Source organism: Bradyrhizobium sp. ORS 375, assembly GCF_000239775.1.
Lineage (GTDB): Bacteria > Pseudomonadota > Alphaproteobacteria > Rhizobiales > Xanthobacteraceae > Bradyrhizobium.
In genome coordinates this window covers 1-12240 of record NZ_CAFI01000057.1, presented here as the reverse complement: position 1 = coordinate 12240, position 12240 = coordinate 1, and the positions used below count along the sequence as shown (strand labels likewise).

The window sequence follows — 12240 nt, the reverse complement described above, 5'->3', positions numbered from 1 at the left end:
TCTCCGCAGCGCAACGCAACCGCGTCCGGCCACGCCGCGCGGGCGCAGTCTGGATGACCGGCGAACGACGCGGGAGCCGCAAGGCGGAACGGCGAACTAATCGTTAGGCAGACGGACGGTCGCACCGAAGGTGACGAGCGGCGCATCGGCGGCACCGAGCTCGATCTGCCGCGCCGGCACCTCCTGGTAGCTGCCGCCTTCAGTCTTTCTCAACTCATATTGCCAGACCGTTAACGTCTCGCCGCGCGCCAGCGCATTGCGGACGCGGCTGGCGCCGCGCCCCGGCAGCTTGAGCAGATCGTCGCGCATCATGCCGATCATCGTCGGGCTGGCGCCGCGATGCAGCTCGAAGAACACCATGCGATTGGGCTTGTCCTGCGGCTTGAGCACGGTGTCCGCCGTGAACAGCACGAGACAGATCGCGACGGCGATCAACTTCCAGGTATCGGACAACATGCGACGCGAATCCCCCGCACCGTCTCTGCGCGCGGCGGGATAGGCCTCGCGCGCCGAGACGGCAACTTACAGTTTGGTCATGCCAAATGAGATGACTTCGGACGTAATCGATTCGACGCGCGAGCGGCGCAATCATCGCCTCATCGTCGTTCACAACATGGAGAGCAGAGATGACCGACTTCGCCGCAATCGCCGAGGGCTATATTGCGCTGTGGAACGCGCGCGATCCGGCACAACGCCGCGCGCTGCTCGCACGCCAATGGACCGGCGATGCCAGCTATGTCGACCCGCTGATGCAGGCGGAAGGCCATGACGGCATCGAAGGCCTGATCGCCGGCGTGCAGCAGCGCTTCCCAGACTTCCGCTTCCGCCTGCGAGGCGCCGCCACTGGTCATGGCAGCCACGTCCGCTTCTCCTGGTCGCTCGGGCCAGACGCCGCGGACGAGCCGATCCAGGGCACGGACTTCGTCGAGCTGGCCGATGACCGCATCCGCCGCGTCACCGGTTTTCTCGACAAGGTGCCGGAAGGCGCGTGAGAGGCGCGCGCGCTCGTTACGTCCGCCTCCGGCGAAAACTGGCATGCCGCGACGGACGAGCGAGCCTTCGGTGATTGCGCTACGTCAACGTCGGCCGTCATCAGCCGCTGCAAGACCTCTCCTGCGATGGACCAGCGATCGCGGGAGGCAGCGTGCAGCAATCAAGTCCAGACGATCATCACGCCCTGGCGGCCGGCGCGCTGGCCGCCATCGCGACCTTGCCGGAGCTGTGGCGCTGGCGCGTCGGCCGGAGCCCCGAAAATCCGGCCTATCGCCACTTCGACGCGGCACGCGGTGCATGGACGAGCCTGTCATGGCGCGAGATCGACCGCGTCGTCGATCATTGGCGGCGGGCGCTCGCAGCCGAAGGCTTTGAGCCGGGCGACCGCGTCGCGATCCTAATGCCGAACGAGCTCGCGCATCTCGCAATGGATCAGGCAGCGTTATCGCGCGCGCTGGTGCCGGTTCCGATGCATGCCGTGGATAACGCCGACAGCATCGCCTACATCCTCGCCGATTCCGGCGCGCAACTGTTGCTGGTCGATTCCGACGCGCGCTGGAACGAGATCGCCGCCGTCGGCGAGGCGCTTCCTGACTTGAAGCGGATCGTGTGCGCCGAGACGCAAGCGAGTGCCGGCCCGACCGACCCGCGCATCGTCGCGCTCGACACGTGGCTCGGTGCGGCCAGACATGGTGCAGCTCCAGGCGCCGCCGCCATCGCGCCGCACGACCTCGCTGCCATCGTCTACACCTCCGGCACGACGGGCCGGCCCAAAGGCGTGATGCTGCCGCACGACAACGTGGTCTCCAATCTCAAGGCGATTCACCAGCGGCTCGCCGCCGCGAGCGAAGACGTCTTCCTGTCGTTCCTGCCGCTGTCGCACACCTTCGAGCGCACCGCCGGCTATTATTATCCAATCGCGATCGGCGCCAGCGTCGCCTATGCGCGCTCGGTGAAGCAGTTGCCAGAGGACCTGCTGGAGGTCCGCCCGACGATCCTCATCTCGGTGCCGCGCATCTACGAGCGGATCTATTCGCTCGTGATGCATCACCGCGCGGTGGCCAGTCCGCTCGCGCGCGCGCTGATGGATATGACGATCGCGGTCGGCGGCCGCCGCTTCGACGCACAGCATGGACGAGGCGCGCAATCCGCGTTGGACCGGCTGGCCTGGCCGCTGCTGAAGCGCATCGTCGCGGACAAGGTGCTGGCTCGATTTGGCGGCCGGCTGCAGGTGGCGGTCAGCGGCGGCGCACCGATCGCCGAGCCAGTGGTGCGGCTGTTTCTGGCGCTTGGGCTCGAGGTGCTGCAGGGCTACGGCATGACCGAGACCTCGCCTGTCGTCAGCGTCAACACGCCCGATGACAACGACCCGCGCACCGTCGGCCGCGCTTTGCCGGGCGTCGAGGTCCGCATCGGCGCCAACGACGAGTTGATGGTGCGAGGCCCGAACGTGATGCTCGGCTATTGGCACAAGCCCGACGAGACCGCGCGCATCAAGGAGGCCGACGGTTGGCTGCACACCGGCGACCAGGCCAGCATCGACCATGGGCGCATCACCATCACCGGGCGGATCAAGGACATTCTCGTCACCTCGACGGGCGAGAAGATCGCCCCCGCCGATCTGGAAACAGCAATCCTCACCGACCCGCTGTTCGAGCAAGCCATCGTGATCGGCGAGAACCGGCCGTTCCTCGCGGCCATCGTCGTGCTCAATCCCAAGGGTTGGGCCGAGCAGCAGGCGCGGCTCGCCGCCCATGGCCAGCGCGGCCCCGAGGCCGAAGCCGCCTCGCTGCTGCGTCACATCGCGCGCACCGTGAAGGCCTATCCGGCTTACGCGACGCCGAAGGCCGTGCATTGGACGATCGAGCCGTGGACGGTGCAGGCCGGGCTGATCACGCCGACGCTGAAGAACAAGCGCCCTGCCATCGAGCGGACATTTGCCCGGGAGATCGAGGCCATCTATGCGAAAAAGCCGGCCGTCTCCAAGAAGACGCAATGACGACGTCTGGCGGGAGCAGCGTGCAACTCACTCTCCGCTGTCGTCCCGGCCTGTGTCGGCACGACAGCGACGTTCGCCTGAGACCGGCTCCTCCGCGGTCAGTCGCCCGCCGTCAGCGCAAAGCCTTCGTCGCGCCAGCCGGTGATGCCGCCGATCATCATCTTGACCGGTCGCCCGAGCCGCGCGAGGCGGATGGCGGCACGGTTGGCGCCGTTGCAGTGCGGACCGGCGCAGTAGACCACAAAGAGCCTGTCTTGCGGATACGCGGCCAGCCGCTCCGCGGTCATGCTCCGGTGCGGGATGTTGATCGCGCCCGCGATGTGCCCCTCGGCAAATGAGGCCGGGCCGCGGACGTCCACCAGCATGAAGTCCGGCTCGCCAGAGCGCAGGCTCTCGTGCACGTCCCAGCAGTCGGTCTCGAAGCTCAGCATCGCCTCGAAATGCGCGAGCGCCTGCGCGGACGGGGCCGCGGGTACCTCAGTAACATGGGTCGTCATTGTCTCTCTCCTGCGGCGTTGCCTGAGCGGCGCAATCTCGCGCGTCGCGCCCGGTCCCCCAAGTGACGGATTGGACAAAGTCCGGTAAGTTTCCGCCAATGCCACGAACTGCACCTCACACCGATCGGGATCCCGGCCTCGTCGCCGTCATCACCTATGACGGCCTCTGCACATTCGAGTTCGGCATCGCGGTCGAAGTGTTCGGACTGCCACGGCCGGAGTTCGACTTTCCCTGGTATCGGTTCACGGCGGTGTCCGCCGAAGCCCGGCGCGCCCGAGCGATCGGCGGCATCGTCGTCGAGGCCGGCGCGCCGCTGTCGCGGCTGACACAGGCGCGCACCATCATCGTGCCGGGATGGCGCGATCGGAACGAGCGGCCGCCCGAGCGTCTGCTGCGCGCGATCGCGCAGGCCTCCGCACGCGGCGCGCGCTGCCTGTCGATCTGCTCCGGCGTCTTCGTGCTGGCCGCGGCCGGGCTGCTCGACGGCAAACGCGCCACGACGCATTGGCGGCACATGCCCGACCTGAAGCGGCTCTATCCGCGCATCCGGATCGAGGAGGACACGCTCTATGTCGACGAGGGAGACGTCATCACCTCGGCCGGCAGCGCCGCCGGTATCGACGCCTGCCTGCATCTGGTGCGGCGCGACTTCGGCAGCAAGGTCGCCAACAGCGTGGCGCGGCGTCTGGTGATGCCGCCGCATCGCGATGGAGGCCAGGCGCAATACGTCGTCGCACCGATCCAGGCGCGTCCCGGACGCACGATCGGCGAGGTCATGGACTGGGCGCGCGCGCGGCTGTCGCAACCGATTCAGATCGGCGAGATGGCCGAGCGCGCGGGGATGAGCGAGCGCACCTTCCTGCGGCGCTTCACCGAGAGCACGGGCGCGGGCCCTGCAGCCTGGCTGCAGCAGGAGCGCATGTCACGCGCAAGGGAGCTGCTGGAGAGCGGGACGATGCCGCTGGCGGACATCTCGGAGCAGTGCGGCTATCAGTCGCTCGAAACCTTTCGCGTCGCCTTCCGGCGCAGCGTCGGCACGTCGCCTGCTTCGTATCGCGCGCGGTTCAGACGCAGCGCATTTTGAAGCTCAGGCCACCATCGCCTTGCCGGATGAGGATCCATCCGCAGCGTCCCGCTGCGCCTGCAATAGACCAACGATCTCAGCATTGGGCCGCGGACGGCTGAACAGATAGCCCTGCGCCTCGTGGCAGCCTTCGGCGCGCAGACAGCGCAGCTCGGCCTCGGTCTCGACGCCCTCGGCGGTGATGGTCACGCCGAGCCCCTTGCCCAGACTGACGATCGAGCGGACGATCGCCTGGGCCTCGCGATTGGCGGCGAGGTCGCGGATGAAGGACTGATCGACCTTGATCTTGTCGAACGGGAAGCTGCGCAGATAGCTCAGGCTGGAATAGCCGGTGCCGAAATCATCCATCGAGATACGCACGCCGAGCGCGCGCAGCGCATGCAAGGTCGCCAGCACCTGGCCGCTCTTCTCCAGCACCAAGGTCTCGGTGATCTCGAGCTCGAGCCGGCTCGCCGACAGGCCGGACTGCTTCAGCGCATCCATCACCAGCGACAGCACGTTGCCGACGCGGAACTGCAGCGGCGACATGTTGACGGCGACGCGCACCTCGTCGGGCCATTTCGCCGCGTCGCCGCAGGCCTGGCGCAGCATCGAGCGGCCGAGCCCCGAGATCAGCCCGGTCTCCTCGGCAATCGGAATGAACTCGGACGGCGGGATCATGCCGCGCTCCGGATGCGGCCAGCGCACCAGCGCCTCGAATCCGGTGATGCGCCCGGTCGCGAGATCGATCAGCGGCTGATAATGCGGCTGCAGCAGGTCGCGCTGGATCGCGTCGCGCAGCTCGATCTCGATCTTGCGCCGGCTCTGCGCCCGCGCGTCCATTCCGCTTTCGAAATAGCTGAAGGTGCCGCGTGTCTCGGTCTTGGCCCGCGTCAGCGCCATGTCGGCATTCTTCAGGAGCTTCTCGGCGTCGTCGCCATCATTCGGCGCCATCGCGATTCCGATCGTCGCACCGATCGCCACCGAGCTGTCGTCGATCAGAAAGGGATCCGCGAGCGCCTGCAGCAGGCGGCGGCAGAGCTGGGCGGCATCCTCGGGCCGCGCCAATCCGCCCTGCACGACCGCGAATTCGTCCGAGTTCAGCCGCGCGACGATGTCCTCCTGGCGCAGGATCGAGCGCAGCCGCTTGCCGACGCCGCGCAGCAGCCGGTCGCCGACGGCGTGGCCCAGCGTGTCGTTGATCGACTTGAAATTGTCGAGGCCGAGCACCAGCACGGCCACCTTCTCGGAGCCGCGCCGCATCTGGATCAGCTTGTCGTCGATCTGCTGGCGCAGCAGGTTGCGGCTCGGCAGGCCGGTCAGCGCATCGTGCTGCGCGAGGAAGGCGAGCCGCGCCTCGGCGCGCTTGCGCTCGGTGATGTCCATCAGCGCCAGCAGCACCGCCGGCTGCTCGTTGTGGACGAGATGACGCGAATAGATCGCGAGATCGATCAGCGTGCCGTCGGCGCGGACATGCTTCCAGGTGCGCGCCGCCTGCTCCTCGCTGGACTGCTCGCCGGCCCAAGGCATCTCGCTCTCATAGGCTTGCAGATTGCGGATGCTGAGCTGCTCGAACGCCGCGCGGCTGTAGCCGTAATGCTGGGCCGCGGCCTCATTGACGCCGAGCACGCGGCCGCCGTCGCGCGCGCAGACGATCATCGGCACGGGGTTGCCGTCGAACAGCAGCCGGAACGATTCCTCGCGCTGCTTCAATTCGGTGATGTCGACGCGCAGGCCGATGATGCCGCCGTCGCCGGTGAGGCGCTCCTCGATCAGGATGGTGCGGCCGTCCGAGAGCTTCTGCTCATGGCGGCCGCTCGGATGAAACAGCATCTCGAGGCGCTCGGCGATCCACGCGTCCTCGCGCCCCGCCGCCTCCGGATAGTCGCCCCGCGCGACGCCGACGCGGATCGTATCCTGCAGACGGGCGCCAGACTCGAACAGGTCGGAGCTGCGGTTGTAGATCTCGGCGTATTTCTTGTTCCAGAGGATGTAGCGGCCGTCGGAGTCGAGGAACACGATGCCTTCGGGGAGGATATCGATTGCTTCGATCAGGCGGTCATGCGCCTTCTTCGCCTCCGCAATGGCGGCGTCCGCCTCGGCCCGAGTCCCCGCGATCTCGCCGGCTCCGGCCGTTTCGCGCAGGTTGTGGCGGCCCAGCTTCGTGGTCGGCCTGGCCGGATGGGAACAGGCGCGGGGCGCACGCTTCGGCGTCCTGGGCTTGATCTTGGGCTTCGTAGGCCGAACAGGCCGCATTTCACGCCTCACTCTCCTTCAGACTTCGGGTTTTCGGCCAAGTGTCTGAAAAAATGGTATCTCGATGTAGGCTAACACCATCTCTGATTGCGCGAGAAAGGCCACATATTCTCGCGTTGCGAGAGGTCATATCGGCGGGCATGGTCAACCAAACCTGTCCGCGCACAACCGACGGTAAGTGCCTCCCGCACGCGACTGCGACAATGGACGCGCATACCGTGTATTTCGCAGGGTGAGGATGTCCGATGAGCGAACAACGTCAGGCAATTGAACCGTCTTCAGCGGGTTCCACCAATCCCGTCGAAGGGTTATCAGCCGCTTAACATCGTCCTACCCTGCCGACCGGCAGCCGCTAGACTGACGCCATGCATCTCCGCCTGATTCTGATCACCATGATGAGTTCGGCCGTCATTGCCGGGGCGGCCCCCGCGCTCGCCCAGGACAAGGGCAGCGTGGAGCCTAAGGCCCTGCCACCCCTGGCCCACCCGGACGATCCCAACACGCCCGCCAAGGAGCTGTTCGCACGCCGGATCCTGCCCTCGGCGCAGCCGACCAAGGTCATCGGAACCTACAACCGCGGCTGCATCGCCGGCGCCGAGCGGATGCCGATCAATGGCGATGATTGGCAGGTGATGCGGCTGTCGAGGAACCGCAATTTCGGCCACCCCAACATGATCGCGCTGCTGAAGCGCTTGGCCGCCCATGCCCGGAAGGATGCCGGCTGGCCCGGCATCCTGGTCGGCGACATCGGCCAGCCGCGCGGAGGTCCCGCGCTGAGCGGCCATGCCAGCCACCAGATCGGGCTGGATGCCGACATCTGGCTGACGCCGATGCCCGAGCACCGGCTGTCGCGCAACGAGCGCGAGGAGATGTCGGCGGTCATGATGGTGCGGCCGGACCGCCTCGACGTCGATCCGCGCGTGTTCACGCCGGGACATCTCGCCGTGATCCGGGCGGCGGCGAAGGAGCCTTCGGTGCAGCGCATCTTCGTCAACGCGGCCATCAAGAAGGCGCTGTGCCGCGACGCCAAAGGCGACCGCAGCTGGCTCACCAAGGTGCGGCCGTGGTGGGGCCACGACTATCACTTCCACATCCGCATGCTGTGCCCGCCCGGCAACCCGGACTGCCACGGCCAGACCGATCAGGAGGGCGGCGACGGCTGCGACGACCTCGATTATTGGTTCTCGGACGCCGTGCTGCATCCGCCGCCGCCGAAGGAGCCGCCCAAGCCACCGCAGCCGATCACCATGGCGCAGCTGCCGCCGAGCTGCCGCACCGTGCTGCATGCGCCGGATGCCAAGAATTGAGGTGCGAGACACGCAAACGAGAGCCGCGCCGGCCTCCCTCGACGCACTGGACGGGCCGCATCGTGTCGTAACCGCGCTGATCACACATCGGGATGACGGTGCCACATCCTCATCGATCCGCTGCGAGCGCGCGGCGCTAACGGCGGCAGACCGGCAAAAGCTCGACTCGGGCGCAGAGCTGGCAACGGCTGGGATCTCAGTCGCAATCCTGCCGGCCGAATGAGACTCACACCCCCACCACCGACGACCAGACATCGGCAAGCTTGCGCTTCACCTGCTGCTTGCGCGTCAGCACCGGCTGCTCCTCTTCGTCCTCGGGCAGCCGCAGGCCGACGACGCTGACGCGGCCGCCGGAGATCGAGCGGGCCACCAAGACGATGGTGTCGAGCGCGACGGTGGCGCCTTCCTTTGGCGCATTGTCGAGATGGATGTCGAAATAGTCGGCGAGCGTCAGCTTGTCGTCGCCTTCGCCGAGCTTGACGCCGTAGATGCCGGCGACCTCGTCGAGCGTATGCTCCGCCGAGACCATGAAGTCCCCGAGCAGATGCGGATCGGGGGCCGATGAGGGGGGCATGTCAACGAAGAAGCGGTCGAGCGACTCAGCCTTTTCCGGCGGCGCCAGCAGATAGAGATAATCGCCCGGCGCGACCGGCTCGGCCTCGGCGGGCGACAGGATCTGCTCGTTGCGGATCACGAGTGTGGGCTTGGACCAGGACGGGATCAGGCCGCGGCGATAGTACAGGCTCTTCGGGCGGATCGCATAGCCGACGAGCTGCTGCTCGAGCTGGCCCGGCAGATCGAGCTCGATGCGGCGCGGGCCGCGGTCGGTGCGCGGCAGCGCGACGTGCAGCTTGCGCGCGGCGACGCCGAGCGTCCAGCCCTGCGCCAACAGCGAGATGATCACGACGACGAAGGCGACGTCGAAATACAGATAGGCGTTGGACAGGCCGACCAGCATCGGGATCGAGGCGAGGAAGATGGCCACCGCGCCGCGCAGTCCTGTCCAGGCAATGAAGGCCTTCTCCCGCCAATTGAAGCGGAACGGCCGGAGACAAAGGAACACGGCCACGGGACGCGCCACCAGCATCAGCACCAGCGCCACGGCAATCGCGGGCAGCAGGCTGTCGAGCAGCCGCTGCGGCGACACCAGCAGTCCGAGCAGCACGAACATCACAATCTGCGCGAGCCAGGTCGCGGCATCGAGGAAGGTGACGACAGAGTTATGCGCCCGCGTCGGCCGGTTGCCGACGATGAGGCCGGCGAGATACACCGCGAGGAAGCCGGAGCCGTGGGCAATCTGCGCCATGCCGAAGATCACCAGTGCCGCCGTGGTGACGAACGGCGCGTGCAGGCCCTGTGGCAGCGCGACCTTGTTGAGACCGATCACCACCAGGCGGCCGCCGACGATGCCGAACAGCGTGCCGAGCACGGCCTCGCGCACCAGCTCGAACACGAAATGGCCGATGCTGCCGTGGCCGACCGAGATCAGCTCGACCAGCATCAAAGTGAGGAACACCGCGAACGGATCGTTGCTGCCGGACTCCGCCTCCAGCGTCGCGCCGACGCGCGGCCGCAGGCGCAGGCCCTGCGCATGCACCAGCAGGAACACCGCCGCCGCGTCGGTCGAGGCGATGACGGCGCCGACCAGCATCGCCTCGGTCCAGCCGAGGTCGAGCGCGTATTTCGCCACCGGCGCCGTGATGAACGCCGTCAGGAGCACGCCGACGGTGGCGAGCACCATCGAAGGCGCCAGCACGGTGCGGATGCTCTGGAAGCGCGTGCGCAAACCGCCGTCGAACAGGATCAGCGCCAGGGCGACCGAGCCGACCAGATAAGTGGTGCGGACGTCCTGAAATTCGATATGACCAGGGCCGGAATCGCCTGCCAGCATGCCGATCACCAGGAACACCAGCAGCAGCGGCGCGCCGAAGCGCAGCGCCAGCAGGCTGGACAGGATCCCGGCCATGACCAGGATCGCGCCAAGGAGGATGGCAATGCTGACGGCGTCGAGGGATGTCATGAAAAAACGTTGATGGATCCGACTTTTACATCCTTATCGTCGCCACACTTGCACGCCAACCGGATTTGCTCATATCGCGGCGATATGCCCATTTTTCCATCCTTGCTCGCATCCGGGGTATATTTCACGGCAATCGCTTGTGACAAAAACGAACTAAATCCCGCCGACCAGGCCCGCCCGCGCCTCCATTCCTCTCCGAGACCCTTCTGATGGACCTCGATTTAAAAGACGTTCTCGAATTCCTGCAGACCGTTGCCCGCTCGATCGGCGCCGAGGTCACCTCGCCCTGGTTCTACCTGCAGCTCGGGCTGGTGCTGAGCGGCGCCGGCATTGCGTTTGCGGCGAGCGCGGCGGTACGCGCGCGCATCGACGTGACATCGCTGGCGATGGGCTGGCCCGGTCCGCTGCGGCAGCTGCTGCGCGTGCTGCTCGAAAGTGTGACCACGGTCGTGTTCGTGATCCTGATGCGGATCGCGCGCACCGGCATGGTGCTGTGGACCTGGCCGAGCCGCTCCTATCTGCTCGCTGTCGCGCTCAAGCTGGCGCTGGCCTGGCTGGTCATCCGGCTGATCACCTCCGTGATCCGCAGCACCTTCATCGTGCAGATCGTCTCGATCTCGGCCTGGCTGGTCGCCGCGCTCAGCATCATCGGCCAGCTCGACAACGTCGTCGACGCGCTCGACTCCGTCTCGGTCGTGCTCGGCGGCCTCAGGCTGACGCCGCTGCTCGTCATCAAGCTCGGCGTGCTGCTGCTGGCCGTGCTCTGGCTGACCAATATCGCCAGCAATTTCGTCGAGAGCCGGATCACGCGCTCGACCGACCTGACGCCCTCGATCCAGGTGCTCCTGATCAAGATGGTCCGCATGGGGCTGATGATCCTCGGCGTCGCGATCGCGATCAGCGCGGTCGGCATCAACCTCTCCGCGCTCGCGATCTTCTCCGGCGCCGCCGGCGTCGGTATCGGTTTGGGTCTGCAGCGCATCGTCGCCAATTTCGTCGCCGGCATCATCCTTCTCGCCGACAAATCTGTGAAGCCCGGCGACCTCGTCACCATCGGCGACAGCTCGGGCCGCATCAGCGCGATGAACACGCGCTACATCTCGGTCGCCGCCGGCGACGGCCGCGAGTTTCTCATCCCGAACGAGGACCTCGTCACGCAGAAGGTCACCAACTGGACCTACACCGACAAGAACACGCTGGTGAAGGTCAACTTCGGCACCAACTACGACGCCGACCCGCGCGTCGTCGTCAAGCTCGCCACCGACATTGCAGCCGAGATGCCGCGCACGCTGAAATCAAAAGCGCCGAACTGCCTGCTGACCGAGTTCACCGAGGCCGGCATGAAGTTCTCCCTGACCTGCTGGATCGCCGATCCCAGCTACATGGACAGCGTCAAGAGCGAGGTGATGCTGGCGCTGTGGGACGCCTTCAAGCGCGAGGGCATCCGCGTTCCCTATCCGGTGCGAGAGCTGCGCGTGCGCGGCGGCGCGCTGCCGGTGGAGACGACGGTCGAAGTGCCGACCTGATCCCGATAACCATGCGTCGCATCGACGCATGCCCTCTGCAAATGTGAAGTAGTTCATAGTTCACGCGAGAGTGAAGGTGCACACGCGCCCGCTCTGTTTGCACGGTATCGACGTGAGGACTCTGTGCCCACGCGTATACCGAATGATCCATTCACCGCCTGTCCTGCCCTTTCTATCGTCGGCGTGCTCAGCGATCCCGTCGTTGTCGCGCGACGGATCGCGATCGCAAGCAATTTGAATCGATCTGCGACCGAGGAGGGAACACAATGGACGGACAACAAGTGAATGGCGCACTCCAGGCGACAGTGCCTTATGGCCTGCTCGCAGCACAGCAGCTCGCACCACAAGGCTTCGTCGGCAATTGGCTCGGCCAATATGGCGCGCCACTCGGCGGCGCGATCGGCGGAGCCTTCGGTCATCAAGGGCTCGGCAATCAGATCGGCGGCGTCGCGGGTCAGCTCGCGCAGCGTTTCCTGCCATTCGAAGCCGCGCCGCAATTCATGCCGCAGGGCTTCTTCGGCAATCTGCTCGGACAGGTCGGCGCGCCGCTCGGTGGTGCGATCGGCGGGGCCTTCGGC

9 protein-coding genes and 1 pseudogene are annotated in these 12240 nt (G+C 66.6%); 6 read left to right on the top strand and 4 right to left on the bottom strand.

What is annotated here, in order from left to right:
* Positions 1–96: 96 nt before the first annotated feature.
* Entirely contained in the window at positions 97–456 is a 360-nt protein-coding gene (locus BRAO375_RS04940) for a hypothetical protein (protein ID WP_009026352.1), read from the bottom strand.
* 170 nt (positions 457–626) lie between these two features.
* On the opposite strand from BRAO375_RS04940, the gene BRAO375_RS04935 reads away from it, so the two are divergent.
* Both BRAO375_RS04935 and BRAO375_RS04930 read left to right on the top strand, forming a co-directional pair.
* A complete protein-coding gene (locus BRAO375_RS04935) occupies positions 627–992 on the top strand; it encodes a nuclear transport factor 2 family protein (protein ID WP_009026351.1) in 366 nt (121 codons plus the stop codon).
* 152 nt (positions 993–1144) lie between these two features.
* Entirely contained in the window at positions 1145–2992 is a 1848-nt protein-coding gene (locus BRAO375_RS04930) for an AMP-dependent synthetase/ligase (protein WP_035639003.1), read from the top strand.
* A 98-nt stretch (positions 2993–3090) separates the two neighbouring features.
* Here the strand turns inward: BRAO375_RS04930 and BRAO375_RS04925 are convergent, their stop codons facing one another.
* Positions 3091–3489 carry a rhodanese-like domain-containing protein gene (locus BRAO375_RS04925; protein WP_009026349.1) on the bottom strand — a complete coding sequence of 133 codons (399 nt, stop codon included), beginning with the start codon at positions 3487–3489 and terminating at the stop codon, positions 3091–3093.
* Positions 3490–3587: 98 nt separating this feature from the next.
* Here BRAO375_RS04925 and ftrA point away from each other — a divergent pair, with 98 nt between their 5' ends.
* The gene (gene ftrA / locus BRAO375_RS04920; RefSeq protein WP_009026348.1) at positions 3588–4574 is read left to right on the top strand and encodes a transcriptional regulator FtrA; all 987 of its coding nucleotides are present in this window, start codon (positions 3588–3590) and stop codon (positions 4572–4574) included.
* A 3-nt stretch (positions 4575–4577) separates the two neighbouring features.
* Here the strand turns inward: ftrA and BRAO375_RS04915 are convergent, their stop codons facing one another.
* Entirely contained in the window at positions 4578–6809 is a 2232-nt protein-coding gene (locus tag BRAO375_RS04915; protein WP_009026347.1) for a putative bifunctional diguanylate cyclase/phosphodiesterase, read from the bottom strand.
* 365 nt (positions 6810–7174) lie between these two features.
* Here BRAO375_RS04915 and mepA point away from each other — a divergent pair, with 365 nt between their 5' ends.
* A complete protein-coding gene (mepA, locus tag BRAO375_RS04910) occupies positions 7175–8116 on the top strand; it encodes a penicillin-insensitive murein endopeptidase (RefSeq protein ID WP_009026346.1) in 942 nt (313 codons plus the stop codon).
* A gap of 226 nt (positions 8117–8342) precedes the next feature.
* Here the strand turns inward: mepA and BRAO375_RS04905 are convergent, their stop codons facing one another.
* Positions 8343–10136 (bottom strand): potassium/proton antiporter, encoded by a 1794-nt coding sequence (locus BRAO375_RS04905; RefSeq protein WP_009026345.1) that lies wholly within the window; start codon positions 10134–10136, stop codon positions 8343–8345.
* A gap of 209 nt (positions 10137–10345) precedes the next feature.
* Between BRAO375_RS04905 and BRAO375_RS04900 the strand changes: the two genes are divergently transcribed.
* Entirely contained in the window at positions 10346–11662 is a 1317-nt protein-coding gene (locus BRAO375_RS04900) for a mechanosensitive ion channel family protein (protein ID WP_009026344.1), read from the top strand.
* A 266-nt stretch (positions 11663–11928) separates the two neighbouring features.
* Positions 11929–12240: pseudogene (locus BRAO375_RS04895) on the top strand (hypothetical protein); the annotation flags it as partial.

Bases quoted from the DNA above. Each gene is read 5' to 3' on its own strand.
- ftrA (WP_009026348.1), top strand. From the start codon at position 3,588: ATGCCACGAACTGCACCTCACACCGATCGGGATCCCGGCCTCGTCGCC.
- BRAO375_RS04915 (WP_009026347.1), bottom strand. From the start codon at position 6,809: ATGCGGCCTGTTCGGCCTACGAAGCCCAAGATCAAGCCCAGGACGCCG.
- BRAO375_RS04940 (WP_009026352.1), bottom strand. From the start codon at position 456: ATGTTGTCCGATACCTGGAAGTTGATCGCCGTCGCGATCTGTCTCGTG.
- BRAO375_RS04935 (WP_009026351.1), top strand. From the start codon at position 627: ATGACCGACTTCGCCGCAATCGCCGAGGGCTATATTGCGCTGTGGAAC.
- BRAO375_RS04925 (WP_009026349.1), bottom strand. From the start codon at position 3,489: ATGACGACCCATGTTACTGAGGTACCCGCGGCCCCGTCCGCGCAGGCG.
- BRAO375_RS04900 (WP_009026344.1), top strand. From the start codon at position 10,346: ATGGACCTCGATTTAAAAGACGTTCTCGAATTCCTGCAGACCGTTGCC.
- BRAO375_RS04905 (WP_009026345.1), bottom strand. From the start codon at position 10,136: ATGACATCCCTCGACGCCGTCAGCATTGCCATCCTCCTTGGCGCGATC.
- mepA (WP_009026346.1), top strand. From the start codon at position 7,175: ATGCATCTCCGCCTGATTCTGATCACCATGATGAGTTCGGCCGTCATT.